This is a genomic window from Pseudoduganella aquatica (genome assembly GCF_009857595.1).
GTDB lineage: Bacteria > Pseudomonadota > Gammaproteobacteria > Burkholderiales > Burkholderiaceae_D > Rugamonas > Rugamonas aquatica_A.
On the sequence record NZ_WWCU01000004.1, the window covers coordinates 15,225 to 33,701 of the forward strand.

Genomic DNA, 18,477 nt, shown 5'->3' on the forward strand with positions numbered 1-18,477 from the left:
GTTCGTATCAGTGTTGAATATCGGGCAGGCGGGCCAGCAGCGCGCGGTCCCATTCCAGCGGAATCCCGGCTGCGCGCAGCTGCTGGCGGAAGGCGGCCCGCAGTTCGGCGCTGCCGTGGATGGCGGCGAGCGGCTGGCCGCAGCCGAGCGCAAACACGGCGAGCAGGCCCGCCACTTCACCGATCAGCCATTCGGCCGGGTGGACGCGGGTGCAGGCGTTCACCAGGTGGGTCACGCTGATGTTCTTGCACGCCGGGATCAGGTTGTTGCAATCGGCCGGAATGAAGCTGCCAAGCGGCAGCTCGAACGGGCGCACGCGGGCGTTCACGCCGTGGCCGGACACCACCGTTGGGTGGATGTCCATGTTGTACCAGGCGACGCCGACGTTGTGCGAGTCTGCATCGCTGCCAGGCGTTGCAGTCGCGCCGCCGGGCAGGATGTCAGCCTGCGACAGGCAGGCCAGGCCGATGATGCGGCGCGATTCGCGCACATACACTTGCTGCGCCAGGCCGTCCGGCGTGGCCAGCACGTCGGGCGCCAGCGCCAGTTCCGGGTAGCCGGCGCCGCCGTCCGGACGCGGCGCCTCGGTGCGCAGCCAGTGCAGCAGGCAAAGCGACAGCTCGCGCGCGGCGGCCACCACGTCTGCTTCATCCATGCCGCCGTCCAGCAGCGGATGCAGCGCGTAGTCGTTCTGCGCCCAGTTCACCAGCGACACCTCGCTGCGCGGCGGCTGCCAGTTGGCGGCGCTGACCACGCGGCGGTAGCGCCACAGGTCCAGCGTGGCGCCGCTGCCGAACAGCGGCAGGCGCACGGCTTGCCCGCGCCCGCTGCCGGGGATGTACTCGCTGAACTGCGCGTAGCCGTAGTGCGGCACCAGGTAGCGCGACCAGAAGGCGTAGCCCGGCGGCGCTTCGGCTGCTGCGGCCGAGGCGCTTGCCTCCCGGCGCAGGGCCATGACCACGGTGACGGGCTGCTGGTCGTTGCGGTCCGCCGTCTCCGGCGCGTCCGGTTCGCCGAACTCGCTGCGCGCTTCCTTGCCCAGGCGGTAGGGCAGGCCGGCTGCCTTGATCAGTGCGCCGGTATCGGTTCCGTCCAGGAACCAGGGCGCGTGGATATCGGTGCGCAGTCCCTCGCCGTCGATGACGGTGGCGCTGACGATGGTGCGGCCCGCACGCTGCGCGCTGCACAGGCGCACGCCGCGCAGTATGCGCATGCGGCCTGACGCGATGTGCGGGGCCAGCAGCTGCTCTATATACTCCGCCGCGACGGCGGGTTCCACGCAAAGCCGGCTCACCCAGCCGTCGCCCGGATTGCAGCCTTCCGTCATGGCCGTGTTGTCGCGGAACCCGGGCTGGGCCAGATAGTGCGCGCGCAGCGCGGTGCGCATGGCCATGTAGCTGGCGCTGGCGCCGCCGGATTCAATCAGCGGATGCTCGTCCGGCGGCACGCCCTGGCTGGTCAATTGCCCGCCCAGCCATGCATATTCGGCTGCCAGCAGCACCCGGAGGCCCTGCTGCGCCGCCTGCCATGCAGCGAGCACGCCACCCAGGCTGGCGCCGATCACGGCGATTTCGGTATCGATGCGCGCTATCATGCCGATGCCTCCGCCGCTTGCAGGCGCAGGCCGATTTCGAATGTGCGGTCCCACGGCAGATAGACTTCACGCACCTGCCAACCCAGGCCTTGTGCGCTTGCCCAGGCGTTGGCGTGGCTGGTGTAAGTCAATTCAACAAGGCTGCGCAGGTGTTCTGCACTGCACGCGTCTTCGTCGATGGCTGTGCGCACGGTCTGGCGCAACACGGATTGGTACAGCACATCTTCCAGCAGCCGCAGCGCAAGCACTTCGCGGTTGGCGGCGGTGTGGCGGCGCCCGCGCGCAAGCACGCATTGCGCCACCAGGCTGCCTATGCTGTTGCTGGCCGTGTTCCAGGCCGCGTAGGCCGCGAGCGTGTTCAAGGGCAGCGCCTGCGGCAGCTGGGCGATGAGCATCGGGTCGCCGCCGTTGGCGTAGGCCAGGTCGGCCACCGCAACCGGCTTGGCTTGCGCGTGCCAAGCGGCCAGCTGCTCCAGCCAGCCAGAGGCAAGCGGCTGCGGATCGGGCAGTGGCTTGCGCATGGCCCAGTCGCCTTGCTGTCCGCCGCGTGTGTGCACGGCCAGGATCACGTCCGCCTCGGCGCTGCTGTCCACCTGGCGCGCGCCGGCTGCGGCTATCTGGCTGGCGACGGCATCGAGCACTGGCCGGTCTTCGTACAGCGCGCGCAGGCTGCCCACGTGCTGCGGGTCGCTGCAATGCACGTAGAAGGACAGCGGCGGTTCTGCGCTGTGCGCCGCCACCATGTGCGCGCACAGCGTATGCATGACTTCATCCGCACCCGGATAGACCAGCACCTTGCCGGACAGGCCCAGCTCCGCAATGCGCCGCTCCAGCAGGCGCCGTTCGGCGATATTGAAGCCGTATTCGGCGGTGTCGTCTTGCGGCAGCACGAGGCGGTCTATCAGGCCGCTTGCCGCCATGTCCAGCGCGCGCAGCGTGAGCTGCAGGTTGCGTTCGCGCGTGGCCAGGTAGTCGCTGCGGATCGCGTCCGGAATGGCGGCGGCGGCCGCCAGCGCAGCTTCGATGCTGGCGCCGAGCTGGTTGGCCTGGTCCGTTGTATAGGACCAGTTCCAGATCAGCTGCCCGTACTCGGACCAGTAATCCTTTTCTTCCTGGTTGACGTTGTTGTTCGAGATGCGCATGGTGGCGGCAAACGCATACACCGGCTTGCCGGGGGCGGCGGCTTTCAGGCGCGGCACCAGGTCCAGCCAGGCTTCCAGCTCGGCCAGCGTGTCCGGGATGAAGCGGGACGGCACCAGGCCGCCGTAGGCCAGCATGTCCAGCGACAGGACGAAGCCATCGGCGTGCGGCGCCTGCGCCAGCAGCCAGTCGGCCAGTTGCTGCCGGTCCGCCGGGCGCTTCAGGTGGCCGAGCTGATTCACTTCAGGCATGGCCAGCTGCCAGCCCGCCAGGGCCGCCAGCATTTGTACCTGCTCGCGCACGGCGGGGCGGCCGTCAACCGGCAGGGCGGCGATGCGGCGCGGGCTCATGCAGGCCTCCGGAAGGTGGCGATGGCGTGCGGCGCGACGACGTTGCCGCCTTCTGCCGGTGTGCCGTCTGCGCGCACGCGGCGCCAGGCTGTGCCTGCGGTGCGCAGTTCCTGCGGGACGCCAGTGGGGTTCCAGATCCGCAGCTCCAGCTCGGCATCGCCGCTCGCCGGAACCTGCATGCGGCGCAGGGCGGCGTTCTGCAGGGCGGGATTGCCTAGCTCGAAGGGCTGGCGCCATTGCTGGCTGTGGCCGCGTAGCAGCACTGGCGCGCGCCGCAGGCGGAGCGCCTGGGCCAGTACCTGCTGCGGCGACTCGGCGGCATCGGCCACGCGGCTGAAGCTGAATTCGTAGCGTTCGGCGCCAAGGCATTGGGCGCCCGGCGTGGCGAGGTCTGGACCCGCGCCCACGCCACGCGTCACCAGGTCGCGGCGAGACAGCCAGCCTACACTGCGCACCAGCGTGACGCCGAGCCAGCGGCGTCCGCCGGCCTGCAGCACTTCGTATTCCTGCATGGCGCGGTGCGCGAAGGCCAGGTCGCCTGCGGCGATGGCGCTGTAGCTTGGATAAACGCATACCGGCATTTCGCGGCGCGATGGCTGCGCGGGGTAGTCCGCCAGCACCACGGGGCGCTGCTCCCAGCTGAAGGCGCTGTCGCTGGCGGTGTGGGCCAGCGTGTCCGCTACCGGCAGCAGCAAACGGGTGCGTTGGTCGCATGCCTGATTGGTCCAGTCCAGCAGGCACTCGATGGCCGTGCTGTCTTCCCACAGGCGCAGGCGCAGGGTTCCGGTGTTCTCAGTCTGGCCGGACGGGCCGCTGCGGTCCTCCGCCAGGCGCGCGGGCACAGTCATGCGGATGGCCAGCGTCATCTCCTGAACGGGGCCGTTGCTGCGGACGCCCAGCAGTTCGAAGCGGTCTTGCAGGACGGTGCTTTGCTGCGGCGGAGGGGAGTAGTTGTAGCTGTCGCCCGCGTCCAATTCATGCAGCAGCGCCAGCGGATCGGAGGTGGTGGCGCCGCTGCGCTTGTCGGTCCAGTACAGGCGGCCGTCGGCGAAACGCAGTTCGGTAGCGGCGTGTTCGATGCTGGCCGCACTGGTTGCCAGGCCTTCCGCCGCGCGCCCCTCGGCTGCGGGCTGCGCGGTGCAGGCGAGGGCGCCCATGCCGGGCAGCTCGCAGCGTATCGCCACGCGGTAGAGATGGCCGTGGAGCTTGTCCGGGAAGTCGTCCAGCGGCGAGCGCAGGATGCTGTGCGGCGTCACATCCAGGATGGCGTGGCTGATGGCGCCCTCGGGGCCGCGCAGATCGAGCGCGCCGGCCGCATCGCCCGCCAGGAACAGCGTGTGCTTCTGCCAGCCGCTGAAGGGATGCGGCTGCGGGTTGAACAGCGTGAAGCTGCCGTCGTCGGCAAACGGGTTGCCCGAATGGGCGTGCGCGGCAAGGGCTATCATGCCGGCGCCTGCCGCTGCGCGTTCGGTGAGCGCGTCCAGCTTCTGGCTCAGCAGCACGTAGCGGCCTTCCATTTCAGTGTGCACTTCGTCCACGCTGCAGCCGCAGATGGAATCGTGCGCCTGCTGCTGGATCAGCAGCCGCCAGCATTGCTCCAGGTAGCGCGCCGGATGCGCGCCCGGCAGCGCGAGCTGCGCATACAGCGGCTCGACCACGCCCAGCAGGCGGTCTTCCGCTTCCTGGTTCAGGCGCTTGAGGTAGCGCCGGGTGGACAGCACGTCCGGCAGCACGAAGGCCTGCGCGTTCTGGCGTAGCTCGCCGTGCACCGCGATGCGGTCGGGATGGGCCGCCAGGGCCGCGTCCACATAGCCCGCCAGCGTGTCCTGTTTCAGCAGGTACTGCGGCTGCGCGGCGTTGTATTGGGCGATGCGTTCGGCCAGGTGGCTGGTCGATACCAGGTGGTCGCCGCCCTGCGTGAGCAGCAGCGGCGCGCCCTGGCTGCGCGGGCCGATCTGGCCCAGGTAGGTGTCCAGCGCCGCTTGCCAGTTCTCCACGTTGAACGGATGCTGGTAGTAGCCTTGGGTCAAAAACACCGAAGGCACGACGGTGCCGTCCGGCGCATGCCAGTCGAATTCGGAGGCGGAAATGTCCACGCCGCGCCACATGACGGCGGAGTGGATGCCGAAGGAAGCCAGTATCTGCGGCATCTGGCTGATATGGCCGAATGTGTCCGGCAGGTAGCCCACGCGCTGGCAATTGCCCAGCGCCTCGGCGTCGGCAATGCCGATTTCAAGGTTGCGCAGCAGCGCTTCGCCCGCGCACAGGAACTGGTCCGCCATCACGTACCACGGTCCCAGTACGATGCGCTGCTCGCGCACCAGCTTGCGCACGCGCCCGGCCAGCTCGGGCTCGCAGTGCCCCAGCAGGTCTTCCATGGCGGCGGTCTGGCCGTCGAACAGGAAGCTTTGCAGCGCGCCGGATTCCAGCTGCCCTGCCACCTGGTCCATCACGTGGATCAGCCGCGCGATAAAAGTCTGATGCGGCAGATACCATTCGCGGTCCCAGTGCGTTTGCACCACCACGCTGACGCCGGTGCGGCTGCTTGTGCTTGTGTCCATACTGCTCATCCCTTTACCGCTCCTTTTAATGCACCTTCAATGAAATAACGTTGTGTGAAGCCGAAGAACAGCAGGATCGGCAGCACCGAGAAGACAGCGCCGGCGGCCACCAGGCGCCAGTCCAGCGAGAAAGTACTGGACAGCCGGTTCACGCCCAGCGGCAGCGTAAACAGCGCGGGCTGGTCGACAATAATCAGCGGCCACAGGAAGTCGCCCCACACGCCGATGAAGCTGAACACGGCCAGCGTTGCCAGCGAGGGCTTCACCAGCGGCAGCAGCACGTACCACCAGATCTTCAGCCGCGATACGCCTTCCATCAGCGCGGATTCTTCCAGCGCATCCGGCAGCGTGGAGAACGCCTGGCGCATGAAGAAGATGCCGAAGGCAGTGCAGGCGTGCGGCAGCACCAGGCCCAGATAGCTGTTTTGCAGGCCAAGCCAGATTGCCAGCTGGTAGACGGGGATCATCAGCAGCTGGAAGGGAATCATCATGGACGCCAGCAGCACGCCGAAGACCAGGCCCTTGCCCCTGAAGCGCATGCGCGCCAGCGGGTAGGCGGCCAGCGACGAGAACAGCAGGTTGCATACAACGGCCAGCACGGCGACGATGATGCTGTTCTTCAGGTATTGCAGGAACGGCTGCGTATCGAGCACGCGGCGGTAGTTGTCCAGCGTGGGCTGGGCGGGAAGCAGTTGCGGCGGGTAGGCGAAGATATTCTCTGCGCCGGACTTCAGCGACGTGGACAGCAGCCACAGGAAAGGCCCGATGGTGAGCAGCGTCAGGAGCGTGAGCGCAAGGTAGCGCAGCGCGTTGCCCAGCAAGCGCTGGCGGCGGAAGGACGTTGCCATATCAGGCTTTCCTTCCCAGCAGGCGCAGATTAATCAGCGAGAACACGAGCGTGATCCCGAACAGCACCACGCCGATGGCCGATGCGTAGCCCATGTCGAATTCCTCGAATGCGGATTGATAGATGTAGTAGACCAGCGTCTTGCTCGAATCCAGCGGGCCGCCCTGCGTCATGACGTACACTTCCTCGAACACCTTCATGGCGGAGATGGAGGACATGACGGTGACCACCGCCACCGAGGGCTTGAGCAGCGGTATGGTGATGTGCAGCGTCTGCTGCCATTTGCTCACGCCTTCCACCTCGGCCACTTCGTACAGGTGGCGCGGGATTGATTGCAGGCCCGCCAGGTAGATCACCATGTAATAGCCCATGCCGCCCCAGACCGTGACCGCCATGACGCTGAACAGCGCATGCGCGGGATCGGTCAGGAAGGCAACCGGGTTGTCCGTCAGGCCCGTGGCCAGCAGGAAGTAGTTCAGGATGCCTTTTTCTTCATACACCCACTTCCATATCAGGCCGCTGATCACCAGCGAGGTGATGGCGGGCAGGTAGAGCGCGGCGCGGAACAGCGTGATGCCGGGCAGCGCGCGGTTCACCAGCATGGCCAGGAAGATGGGCAGCGTCACCAGCACCGGCACCACCAGCGCCAGGTAGAGCAATGTGTTGCGCAAGGCTGACCAGAAGAAGGGGTCTTCCCACAGCGTGCGGTAGTTGGCCAGGCCGGCAAAGGCGGGCGGCGTGATCATATTGAAGCTGGTGAAGCTCAGCGCGATCGCCTGCAAGGCCGGGTAGATGACGAACATGCCCACGATGCCGCAAGCGGGCAGCAGGAACAGATAGGGCAGTAAAGGGTGGTCCAGTTTTCTCATAGCTTTTCGTCGGCATTCCAAACCAGTTTGGCGGCGCCGGCAATGCCGGCGCGGTTGCCCAGAGCGGCGGGCTGGATATCGAGGCTGGCTCCCAGCGCGGCGACGCGTTCAAGCAGCGTGTCCCACCAGAGCTGGCGCGTGTCGGTTACGCCGCCGCCCAGCAGCAGCACTTCTGGGTCGCAGGTCCAGTAAATGTTGTGCAGCTGGAGGGCGAGGTGGTCCAGCCAGGTGGACAGCGCGGACGATGCAGCAACGTCGCCACTGGCCGCCAGGCGCATGATTGCCGCGCCGTCCTGTCCGGCCTGCGCGCTGTGCCCGCGCCTGTAAAGGTTCTGTAATCCGGTGCCGGATACCAGCGATTCCACCGGCACGGCCTTGCCGCTGCTGGCGTCGTAGACCAGCGCCCGGCCGAAGTGGCCGGCCAGGAAGTGTTTGCCCGCCTGGATGCGGCCCTGGACCGCGATGGCGCCGCCCAGGCCCGTACCCAGCGCCAGCATCGCAACCGTGCCCTGGCGGCCCGCCAGCGCGGGGTTGAGCCACAGTTCTCCCAGCAGCGCGCAGTGCACGTCGTTGGCTGCATACACAGGCATTCCGTAGCGCTGGCTGAACCACGCGCCCAGCTCCGTGCCTTTCCAGCCCGGCATGGCATCCGTCGCGTCGGCCACTGCTGCACGCACCGGATCGATCACGCCGGCGGCGGAGATGCCTATGCCCGCTACGGTGTAGCCATGCCCGGTATACCCTGCGGCCAGCGTCGCCGACAGCTCGTCGATGCAAGCCGCCATGGCTTCCAGCACGGCTGCTCCGCCTTGGGCGGCATTGGTAGGGCGGCGGCAGGCCGCCAGTTCGCGTCCGGTTTCGTCAACCAGCGCGGCGGCGATCTTGGTGCCGCCCACGTCAACGGCGTAGCAGGCGCGCGTCATGCTCCGCACCCCAGGACGGCGCGCCATTCCTTGTCCAGCGCGCGCATGGCCTGCGGCGTGGTCTGCTTGCCCAGCATGACGGCCTGCAGATTGCGCGCATAGCTCACGCGCAGCTTGCTGTATTTGCGCACCGGCGGCACCAGCACAGCGCCGGTCTTCACCTGCTGAACGGACAGTGCGCGCGCCGCCTCCATCAGAGGATCGCCCAGCGGAGCGCTGAAGAAGGCGTCGCTGTAGCTGGCCGTGGTGGACGGCAGCACCGGCACGCGCTTGGCGAACTCGGTCTGGTTGGCGGCGTTGGTGAGGAACTGCGCGAAGGCGAAGGCGGCGTGCTTGGCGCCGGAACTCTCCAGCACCGCGATATTCATGGCCGCAATGCTGGCTGGCGCGCTGCCCGAGCCGATCTGCGGCGCCACGCCTATCTGTCCGTAGATGCCGGGGTTGGTGTTCTTTATATAGCCAAGGAACTGCATGCCGGTGCTCACCATGGCCACTTCGCCGGACAGGAACATCTCGACGGCCTTGCGGTGGCCTTCGGTGACCACGTTCCTGGGCACCAGGCCGTCCTGGTACAGCATGCGGTAGGTCTCGAACAGGCGCGATCCGCCTGCATTGGTATAGCCTGGACTGCAGCCGTCCGCGCTGAGCAGGGGATTGCCGGCTGCGACCAGCGCCTCCAGCGGCGTGCTGGCGTCCAGCGCGGGGAAGTAGGCGTAGCTGCCGGTGCGCTGCTTGATGGCGCGCGCGGCGGGAGCCAGTTGCTCCATGGTGGCCGGCAGGGCGGAACCGGAACGGGCCAGCATGTCCTTGTTGTACAGCGTGACGTTGGTGTTCAAATACCAGGGCATGGCGAAGGTCTTGCCGTCCAGCCGGTTGGCGCGCCACACGGCGGGCAGGAAGGCCTGCACCTGCTCCGGCGACAGATAGGCTTCCGGATTGGCCAGCGCGCCGAATTCAGCCAGCTTGGCGGCGAATTGCGGATTCAGATTGACCACGTCCGGCGCGGAGCGCGCAGCCAATGCCGCCAGCGTCTTGCGTTCCATCTCGGCCCAGGGCACGTCGATCCATTTGATGGACACGCCGGGATGGCTGCGTTCGAATGCGCCGATCACGCCTTGTATATAGGCGTCGTTGTGGGGCGAGAGCTGCATGGTCCAGAATTGCACCTGCTGCGCCGCCATGGCGGCCTGGCTGCACAGCAGTGCGCAGGCGGCCAGGGCGGGGCGTATCAGCTTGTTGGGCATAGTTGTAGTGGTTCACAAGGTCAGTTCATCAATAATATACCAATGGTATAGAAAAATGCTGGAAATATCGATATTCGTCTAAAAATAATCCACTGGTCTACTTTTGTGTGTTTTCTGATGCTAAAATGTACCAATCCGACCTACCTTCATGGAGAATGCCTTTGGAAAAAGCCGAGAAATTGGACCGCGCCCAAAAGCGCGACATGCTCAAACAGAACCTGCTGAACCTGATACAGCAGAACGGCGAGGGCGTCCGCCTGCCGTCTGAAAGGGAACTGGCCGAGCGCCTGGGCGTGGCCCGCGAGACGCTGCGCCGCAGCCTGCGCGACCTGGAGAAGGATGGCCTGTTGCAGCGCAAGCAGGGCGCCGGCACTTTTGTGTCGGGCCAGGCGCTGGTCAAGCAGCTGCAGTTGATTTCGTTTTCCGAGGACATGCGCGAGCGCGGCCTCACGCCGTCCAGCGAGGTGCTCTCCACCCGCGTGATGCGCGCAGGCGCCAAGCTGGCGCAGAAGCTCAAGATGATGCCGGGCGCGGAGGCGATCGAGATTCGCCGCCTGCGTTTCGCCAACGACGAGCCGATGGCGCTGGAGACCGTGTACCTGGTGCGCGAATCGGTGCCGGACTTCGATCCCACGCTGCTGGCCACGCACTCGCTGTATGAACTCATCGAGCGCAACTACCAGCTGCACATCAAGTCGGCCACGCAGCAGATCCACGCCACGGTGCTTAACGAGGACGAGGCTGACCTGCTCGACGTGGCGCCGTTCAGCCCCGCGCTGCTGGTGGAGCGCCAGGTTATCACCAGCAGCGGCAAGATCTTCGAGTACGGCAAGAGCTTGTATCGCGCCGACCGCTACCGCTTCGAAGTCAACGTGCTGCGCCCTGCATCCGCCGACGGTGCTGCGGACGGCGCGGAGGATGGTGCGGCATGAGCGTGGACAAGCAGCGCCGCCTGCGCAGGCTGGACGAGGTGATGGCCGGCAGGCTTGTGGTTTCTTGCCAGCCAGTCGATGACGGCCCGCTGGACAGCCACGACGTGGTGAGCCGCTTCGCCATGGCGGCGGTGATGGGCGGCGCCGGCGCCGTGCGCATCGAGGGCGCGGCCCGCGTGGCTGCGGTGCGGCCGTTCATTTCCGTGCCCGTTATCGGCATCGTGAAATATGACCTGGACGACTCGCCAGTGCGCATCACGCCTTTCCTTGACGATGTGGCCGCGCTGATCGCTGCGGGCGCCGACATTGTGGCGGTGGACGCCACGGCGCGTGCGCGTCCGGTGCCTGTGGCGGACCTGCTGGCGGCCATCCACGCCGGCGGCGCCTGGGCCATGGCCGACTGCTCCAGCAGTGAGGACGCGCTGGCCGCGCATGCGCTGGGTTTCGACATTGTCGGCACCACCTTGTCCGGCTACACCGGCGGCGAAGTGCCGCAGGAGCCGGACTATGCGCTGATCTCCACGCTGGCCGCCACGCTGCCGCGCGTCATGGCCGAGGGCCGCATCCATACTCCGGAGCAGGTGGTGCAGGCACGCCAGGCCGGTGCCTGGGCTGTCACGGTGGGTACGGCCATCACTCGCACGGAGCTGGTCACGCAATGGTTTGCAGAGGCCATGGCGCCGCAAGCCTAGTACAGCGGCGCCTGAGCACCGTCTCTTCCCCGCAGCATCCGCCACGCGCCGCTTTATGCGGCGCGTGGCGTTTTTATCAGCGCGATTTCCTGGGCGCCAGCGTTGCCTGGTCGATGACCTTGCCGTAGATATTGCGCGTGAGGATATTCATGCGGTTGCCCTGCACGTGCAGCGTGGTGTAGGTCTGGATATCGTCGTCGTACAGCACGTCGGCGATGGCGGGCATGCCGGTGCGGCTGCTGGCGTTGTAGAACTTGGCGGAATCCGATCCGGCGATCAGGTAGGTGACGCCCCGGCCGTCCGGTTTCCCGGCCGTGACGGGAACGCTGCGCGCATACTGGTGGTCGTGCCCGGCGATGACCAGGTCTATGCCGGCGCGGTCGGCCGCCTCCGGCACAAAGCGGCGGGAGAATTCATTGCCCGAGTCGGCATTGCCTTCGTAGGCGGGCCTGTGCATCATCAGCACTCTCCACGTCCTGGATGAGGCCTGCATGTCCGCAGCCAGCCAGTCCATCATGGTCTTCCATTCGGCGTCCGTGAACAGCTCCGTCGTAATCACCGCAATGTGCATATTGCCGTAGTCGAAGCTGTAGATGGCCTGTTTGTCGGCGGCGAGGGGGCCGTTGGCCGGCGTGCGGAACAGCGACTGGAACTTGCTGCGCCCCTCGTTGTACACCTCGTGGTTGCCCTGCGCGGGCACGAACAGCGCCGATCCCATGCGGCCGCCGCCTTCCAGCGCCTCGAAGAACTGTCGCTGCATCTGGTAGTCGCTGCCGTCGTCGGTCATGTCGCCCACATGCAGGATCAGGTCCGGGTTGGGCAGCTGCGCCTGCATCTTGGCATACAGTTCGCTGACCAGCGGGGCGCCGTCGCGGATATTGCCGTCGGTATTGGTCTGCGTGTCGCCGAACAGGTAGAGGCGCACGTCGTCGTCGCGGTCATCCGTGCGGAAGCTCATCACCTCTCCCGCCGCGCTCTCGTTGCCCGCCTGGTAGTAGTAGACGGTGCCGGGCTTCAGGTTCGGCAGGCTGGCGTGGCTGACGCGCACCACGCCGGATTCGGCGCCGTAGAAGTAGGGCAGCACTTCGGTTTCGGATGCGTCCAGCACGCGTTCCAGCGCGGGGGATTCGCCGTAGCGTATCCAGTTGCTGCGCGCGCTGGTGGCCGTCATCCAGCTGACGTTGACGGCGTCCTGGCGAGCTGCAGGGCTGAGCCGCACATAACGCGGCGCCGCGCCCAGGCGCTCGGGTACGACGATCACGGGCGAGAGCAGCGAGGCGCCCGGGGAGCCTGCCGCGTCGAACACACGGAAGTAGACCTGTGCGCTCGCGGTGCCAGCAGCCGGCGAATAGGCGATTTCACCCTTGTCGTTGGTCACGCCCAGCCTGGTCTGCTTTGACACGGCGCCGGAAGCCGCGTTGTATTCCAGCTGCTCCACGGTCACGCCTGCTGCGGGACGGCCGCTGCTGTCCACGATTTGCAGCGTGCCGGGCTTGCCCAGCTGCGCCAGCTTGGTCAGCACGCGGTATTTGCCTGTGATGTCCTTGCGAATGACGGGCGCAATGTAAGGCTTGCCGTTCACCGTGCCGCCCACTACCACGGACACCGCGCCGCCGGCCACGTAGTCGAACACGTTCAGCCGTATCAAGGCCAGCGTGGACAGGTCGCCCTTGAAGTTGCTGAACGTTCCTTCCCAGTAGCCGGCCCGGCTGGTCACGCCGGCCGGACTGGCGTCGGCCGGCACCACCTCCAGGCTGGCCTTGGTGCTGTCGTACTGCAGCGTCAGTGTCAGGCTGTCCGCCGGGGCGCCTTTGACTGCTTTCAAGGGGAAATCGAAGCGGCCGGACGGATAGACCGTGTCGATCTTGTCCTCCACGTAGAAGCGGGTGGCGCCGGTATCGACGTTGAACAGCGATTCGCCGGCGCCCACATTGCCATTGATGTCGAACGTGCGGTAGCTGATCTTGTGCCAGCCGTCGGCCAGGCCGGGCAGGGCCACCTTGAAGGCGTCGCGGCCGTTGTTGCTGATGGGGGCGGCAATGTCCACGCCGTCGAGCTTGAGCTCAAGGCGGGTCATGTCGATGCCGGAGACGTCCTGTGCCTGCAGCTCGATCGTGATGGCGCTGGCGTTGACCGTGGCGCGGTTCGCCGGCGTGACCTGCACGGCGGGGCCTTGCAAGTCCGTGTCGGCGCTGTAGATCGCGGTGAAGTTGTCGAGGTAGACGAAACTGTCGATGCGCTCCGGTGTGTTGAGCACGAGGAAGCGGAAGGGCTGGTCGAAGCGGAAGGGGGCGCGGAAGCCTTCCGGTATCGCCGCGCGCATGAAGGTCCAGCCGGTTTGTGGCAGCGCGTCGCCCGAGTTGTTGTAGTCGATGGTGACGGCCTTGTTGTCCGCGTCGCGCAGCTGGCCGCGCACCCACCAGTTTTTGCCGGCCAGCGCGGGCGGAATGAACACGTTCACGCCCAGGGCTTTGGGATAGCCTTTGAGCGTGGTCGCTTTTGCCGGATCGGCCAGGTAGGCGCCGAACGTGCCCGGCTGGGCGGGATCGGCAACCCAGCTCAGTTTGAGCGAATTTTTCCCGGCAAACGACTCGGCGCCGGCCAGCCCCAGCGTGGCCGACTTCTGCCTCGCGCCGCTGGCCGCATAGGTGCCGGCGCCCGCTTCAAAATCTTCGACGATGGCCGGCGGCACGCCGATGCTGACCGTCGTCGATGCGCTCAAGGCGCCGTATCGGACGGTGATGGTCAGCTGTTTGCCGAATACCTTGGCGGCGGTGAACACGCCGGTCTTGCTGTCCAATTCGCCCAGGCCCTGGGTGCTGAGCTGATACTGCAAAACGGATGGGCTGTACTGCACCGGTGCGCCGTCCTTGAGCATGACTGGCAGCACAGCCAGCTGCTCGCCGCCGTTCAGCGACACGTCGCTGCGGTCGAAAATCAGCGTGTCCGGGCTTTTGGTGATCCTGAGCCGCGCGGCGCCTTTGTCCTCGCCCAGTGCGGCGACCATATAGCCTTCGTCCTCCACCTCGCTGGCGCGGAACTGGCCGGTGGCTGCGACGACTTGCCCCAGCGTGGCCTTGCTGGTGCCGAAACTCAGGCTGCCGGGTGTGGAAAAGTAGCTGTCGCCGTTATAGCCGACCGCTTTGAAGCGGTAATCGGAGCCCGCCAGCAGCGTCACGTCCCTGGGCATCACGTTCACGCCGTTCGGATAGCGCACCTTGCTGCCCTTGATGACCAGGCCCCACTTGTTCCCCACCGGGCGCTCGATGCCGTCGGAGGGCTGGTTGATCGCGTGGGTGTATTTTTCGCCGGGGGCGCGCATTGCGATTTCGGAGGAGCCGCCGCCATCGAGGTTGATGGCCTTGACCGCGCCGTAGGCGAGGGCGATCTGCCCCAGTTTCCTGAACGTGACGCCGTCGGTGGGCGAGCCGGCCGGCTTGTCCACCACGGCAAGGAAGGCGGAGCCGTCCGCGCGCAGGCCGAACATGGTGCGGCTACTGACCAGCACTTCATTGGCTGCGCCGTCGGCCAGCTTGCCGTCCTTGACCAGCAGCTGCGCCGTGGCGGCGCCGCTGCCCGGCGTCGAGCCCGCGCCCAGCGCGTACTTGACATTGTTCCACTCGGCGTCGGTGGTCTGGTAGTCCACGGCGATCTCGTCGCCGGCCTTCCACGGGGCCGTTCCTGCCGGGCCATCGAGCACGAGCAGCGCGCTGCCCGATGGCACGATGTAGGCCGCGCTTTGCGGCGCCTGTGCCGTCAGCTTGCCCTTGAATGGCGCAAACTGCACCAGTGGCTTGCCGTCCGGGTTGGCCACCACGGTGACGTTGTTGACCTCGGGCGCCAGCAGATAGGCGGACTTGCCGCGCAAATCGACAGCGCCGCGGAAGTTGTCGCCGGGGTAGATGGATACGGTGCCGCCGGCCTGGCGCACCGCGTTATTGCGCGCGTTTTCGCGGTCGAAGTAGGAGACCTCTTTCACCAGGCCGGACTCGCCCTGGTTGCGCGTCCAGCGCAGCGAGAAGTCGGGCAGCTTGTCCACAATGTCGATGCTGCCGTCGTTCTTCACCAGCACGGCGCCCTCGGCCTTGGGCGATGCGCCGCCGTAGGTGACGCCGTTGAGCTTCATCATGCCGACGTTCCAGCCGTTGAAGGTATTGAAGAAGTCGGCATTGACGGCGGCCAGCACCGGCACGCCCTTGTCGATCTGGCGGTTGGCCGAGGCCGACACCGTCTCCATGCTGAACTGCCCGGTCGAACGTTCTATCGGAACCAGCTCCACGCCGCTGCTGTCGCCGGTCTTGAAGCTGAGGACGTTGATGGCGGCGCCCTTGGTGTGGTTCAGCTGCCCTGAAAAGAGCTGGACGTCCTGGTTGATCTGGTAGGCCTGGTAGCCAGATATGGCGGTTTTAACCGTTTCAGTGGCTGTGGTTCCGTCGATGACAGGAGGCGGCACGCTGGCGAACAGCTTGTCCACGCCGGGCGGCGGCGCGATGACGTAGGTGGCCAGTGCATCGCTGCCCGGCTGGTCCACGTAGCCGTGGTGGGGGGATGAGCACGCGGCCAGCGCCAGTGCCAGTAGTATCGGTTTGAAGCACTTCATCAATGTTCCTCAAGCTGTTGTACAACATATGGCACCGGTGCGGTTGCGCCGGCTCTATTCGGTCTTGTGGTATTGCGCCAGCGTGGGCAGGGCGCTGAAAGCGCCGTAGCGCGTGCAGGCGAGCGATGCGCAGCGTACTGCGAAGGCGATCTGCACGGCCAGCCAGGTTGGACTCTCCAGCCGCTTGCGCAGCTGGTCCGGTTCGATGTCGTGGCAGGCCAGCTGGCGCAGCAGCGCTGCGACAAAGGCATCGCCTGCGGCCGTCGTGTCGACCACCGCCAGCGGCGGCACACGGTGGTACGCGCTGCCCTTGCGCGTCACCGTGCGCACCGCCTGGCCGCCGTCGGTGATGACGATCAGCTCCGTGGCGCCGGCGAAGCAGTGCGCCTCCAGCGCCTCCTGAGGCGCGTCTCCGCACAGCCAGGCCCACTCGCCGGCGCTGAACTTCAGCAGGTGGGCGCGCGGCATAACCTCGCGTATCATGCGGGCCGCGCCGCCGTCGCCACCGTCCTGCGGCCACAGCGCGGGCCGCCAGTTGACATCGAAACTGGTCAGGCAGCCGTTCTCCTCGGCCAGTTCCAGTGCGCGCCAGGTGGCGCTGCGCGCCGGCTCGTGCGTCAGGCTGTTGGAGCAGAAGTGGAAATAGGGCTTGGGGATGAAGGCGGCCGGATCGAGATCGTCCGCTGTAAACAGCAGGTCGGCGGAGGGCGGGCGGTAGAAGCTGAAGCTGCGGTCTCCGCCCGCATCCAGCGCCACCACCGCCAGCGTTGTGGTGGCGGCGGCGGTGCGGCGCACATAGCGCGTGTCGACGTCGTAGTGCTGCAGCTGCGCCAGCAGGAACTTGCCGAAATCATCTGCGCCCAGCATGCCGATGAAGAAGGATTGGCCGCGCAGGCGCGCAAAGCCCACCGCGACATTGGCGGGCGCACCGCCGGCGTTACGGTGGTACAGATCCAGGCCGGACGGGTCTTGCAGCAATTCGATCAGCGCTTCGCCGAAAGTGAGCAGGGCTTTCATCGCGCGCCTTCGGCGGGCCGGCAGCTATCGCGTTCGCCCTGCAGCACGGTGTGGTGAAAGTAGGCCGAAATTGCGCTAGTGGTATGGAAATTCGTGGTTTTTGTCATGATTTTGTAGTCTTGGACAATTCTTGAACAAAATGTCGTGTGCCAATGGTACTATTAATTAAAAGAATAGGTCTAGTTTAATCTCGGAGATGTCATGACAAAACCCGCTTTCCCCCGTTTTTCCTCCTGGCGCCTGGCGGCGCCGTTGCTGATGCTGGCTGCGGCCGGTGCCGGTGCCGCTGCAGCGGAGGCCACGCCGCAGGCCGAGGTGCGCGGCACCTGGCTTACCACCACGGCCAACAGCGCGCTGCGCACTCCGGCCGATACGGAGGCCACCATGGCGCGCCTGCGTGCCATCGGCATGAACACGGTCTATGTGGAATCCTGGAAGAACGGCTACGCGCAGTTTCCGTCCGATGTGCTGGAGCGGACCGTAGGCGTGCGCCAGCGGCCAGCGCTCATGGCGCAGGATCCGAGCGACAGCCCGGCGGCACGCCAGGCGCCGCCGCGCGACCTGCTGCAGGAGGCGCTGATTTCGGCCCACCGCAATGGATTGGTCTACATTGCCTGGTTTGAATACGGCTTTATGGCGGCCTACAAGGACACCATTAACGACCTGCGCCGCAAAAAGCCCGAGTGGCTGAGCCGCGACAAGGACGGCGGCGAAGTGGCGCCGAACGGCTTTGTGTGGCTTAACCCGCTGCATCCGGAAGCGCAGCGTTTCCTGCTCGACTTGGTGCTGGAGGCGGTCGAGAAGTACGACCTGGACGGCGTGCAGCTGGACGACCACGTGGTCTGGCCCTACGTCACCATGGGCTACGACGAGTACACCCAGCAAGCCTACGCGGCCGATCACGGCGGCCAGCGTCCGCCGGCAGACCATCTGGACAAGGAGTGGGTGCGCTGGCGTGCCGAGAAGGTGAACGAGTTCGGCAAGCGCTTCGTGCAGGAACTGCGGGCGCGCCGTCCGGGCCTGCTGGTCTCGCTCAGCCCCGCCACGCACCCCTGGGCGCGCGACCACTACATGCTGGACTGGCCGGCGTGGGCGCGCTGGTCCAAGGGCTGGGACGAATTTGTACCGCAGGTCTACCGCGTCGGCTACGAGGCTTATGAAAAAACCTGGCACGAGCAAGTGGCCGCCATGCGGGATGAGGGCGGCGGGCGCCTGCGCGACATGTTGGCCGGCATACGCATCGTCGGCGAAGGTCCGGACTCGAGCTGGGACCAGCTGCGCCGTTCCATCGAGCTGGCGCGCAGCACCGGCAGCGGCGGCCATGTGCTGTGGTACAGCAGGGGCGTGCTGGACCTGTACGAGGCCCAGCTGACGGACTTCTACAAGCAGAGCGGTCCGGCTGTTTCGCCCCGTTTCGGCGCGGGCTGGCGCCAGCATTCGGTGGCGCTGCGGCACGCGGGCAAGCCGGTGGGCGGGCTGCAGCGCTGGCCGGTGCCGCGCCTGCCGGCGGGCGCCTACCGCGCCATAGGCCACGACGGCGTTACTTGGCGCTACCTGGACGCGCCGGTGGTGGCAGGCCGCATTTTGTCCGCACCAGTGGTCTACAAACGGGTGGAAGTGCTGCTGGATCGCCGCAAAGAACTGCTGCAGACGCAACAGCTTTCCAAATAAATACCAATGTGGTCTATTTTGTATTTGCAAAAATAGA

At 66.4% G+C, this 18,477-nt stretch carries 12 protein-coding genes; 3 read left to right on the forward strand and 9 right to left on the reverse strand.

Annotation, left to right across the window (positions count from 1 at the left end; all coding sequences use genetic code 11):
- Nucleotides 1–7: 7 nt before the first annotated feature.
- Genes GTP77_RS05260 through GTP77_RS05290 form a run of 7 tightly spaced genes read right to left on the reverse strand, consistent with a single transcriptional unit; the run spans nt 8 to nt 9,528 of the window.
- On the reverse strand, nt 8–1,594 hold the full coding sequence (locus tag GTP77_RS05260; RefSeq protein ID WP_161071138.1) for an FAD-dependent oxidoreductase: 1,587 nt from the start codon (nt 1,592–1,594) through the stop codon (nt 8–10).
- The gene (locus tag GTP77_RS05265; protein ID WP_161071139.1) at nt 1,591–3,084 is read right to left on the reverse strand and encodes a DUF4127 family protein; all 1,494 of its coding nucleotides are present in this window, start codon (nt 3,082–3,084) and stop codon (nt 1,591–1,593) included. Before GTP77_RS05265 ends, GTP77_RS05260 begins: the two co-directional genes overlap by 4 nt.
- Complete coding sequence (locus tag GTP77_RS05270) at nt 3,081–5,645, reverse strand: glycoside hydrolase family 38 N-terminal domain-containing protein (RefSeq protein ID WP_161071140.1); 2,565 nt, start codon at nt 5,643–5,645, stop codon at nt 3,081–3,083. Before GTP77_RS05270 ends, GTP77_RS05265 begins: the two co-directional genes overlap by 4 nt.
- Nucleotides 5,646–5,650: 5 nt before the next feature.
- Entirely contained in the window at nt 5,651–6,493 is an 843-nt protein-coding gene (locus tag GTP77_RS05275) for a carbohydrate ABC transporter permease (RefSeq protein WP_161071141.1), read from the reverse strand.
- A 1-nt stretch (nt 6,494) separates the two neighbouring features.
- Entirely contained in the window at nt 6,495–7,361 is an 867-nt protein-coding gene (locus tag GTP77_RS05280; RefSeq protein WP_161071142.1) for a carbohydrate ABC transporter permease, read from the reverse strand.
- The gene (locus tag GTP77_RS05285; protein WP_161071143.1) at nt 7,358–8,284 is read right to left on the reverse strand and encodes an ROK family protein; all 927 of its coding nucleotides are present in this window, start codon (nt 8,282–8,284) and stop codon (nt 7,358–7,360) included. Before GTP77_RS05285 ends, GTP77_RS05280 begins: the two co-directional genes overlap by 4 nt.
- Complete coding sequence (locus GTP77_RS05290; RefSeq protein ID WP_161071144.1) at nt 8,281–9,528, reverse strand: ABC transporter substrate-binding protein; 1,248 nt, start codon at nt 9,526–9,528, stop codon at nt 8,281–8,283. Before GTP77_RS05290 ends, GTP77_RS05285 begins: the two co-directional genes overlap by 4 nt.
- A gap of 203 nt (nt 9,529–9,731) precedes the next feature.
- Here GTP77_RS05290 and GTP77_RS05295 point away from each other — a divergent pair, with 203 nt between their 5' ends.
- Nucleotides 9,732–10,460 (forward strand): GntR family transcriptional regulator, encoded by a 729-nt coding sequence (locus GTP77_RS05295; RefSeq protein WP_161071145.1) that lies wholly within the window; start codon nt 9,732–9,734, stop codon nt 10,458–10,460.
- Nucleotides 10,457–11,152 carry an N-acetylmannosamine-6-phosphate 2-epimerase gene (locus GTP77_RS05300; protein ID WP_161071146.1) on the forward strand — a complete coding sequence of 232 codons (696 nt, stop codon included), beginning with the start codon at nt 10,457–10,459 and terminating at the stop codon, nt 11,150–11,152. The genes GTP77_RS05295 and GTP77_RS05300 overlap by 4 nt, the downstream gene beginning before the upstream one ends.
- A gap of 76 nt (nt 11,153–11,228) precedes the next feature.
- On the opposite strand, the gene GTP77_RS05305 is transcribed toward GTP77_RS05300, so the two are convergent.
- Both GTP77_RS05305 and GTP77_RS05310 read right to left on the reverse strand, forming a co-directional pair.
- Nucleotides 11,229–15,752 carry a phosphodiester glycosidase family protein gene (locus GTP77_RS05305; protein WP_161071147.1) on the reverse strand — a complete coding sequence of 1,508 codons (4,524 nt, stop codon included), beginning with the start codon at nt 15,750–15,752 and terminating at the stop codon, nt 11,229–11,231.
- A 54-nt stretch (nt 15,753–15,806) separates the two neighbouring features.
- Entirely contained in the window at nt 15,807–16,769 is a 963-nt protein-coding gene (locus GTP77_RS05310; protein ID WP_161071148.1) for a carbohydrate kinase family protein, read from the reverse strand.
- Between the two features lie 201 nt (nt 16,770–16,970).
- On the opposite strand from GTP77_RS05310, the gene GTP77_RS05315 reads away from it, so the two are divergent.
- On the forward strand, nt 16,971–18,440 hold the full coding sequence (locus tag GTP77_RS05315) for a glycoside hydrolase family 10-like protein (RefSeq protein ID WP_161071149.1): 1,470 nt from the start codon (nt 16,971–16,973) through the stop codon (nt 18,438–18,440).
- Nucleotides 18,441–18,477 lie beyond the last annotated feature (37 nt).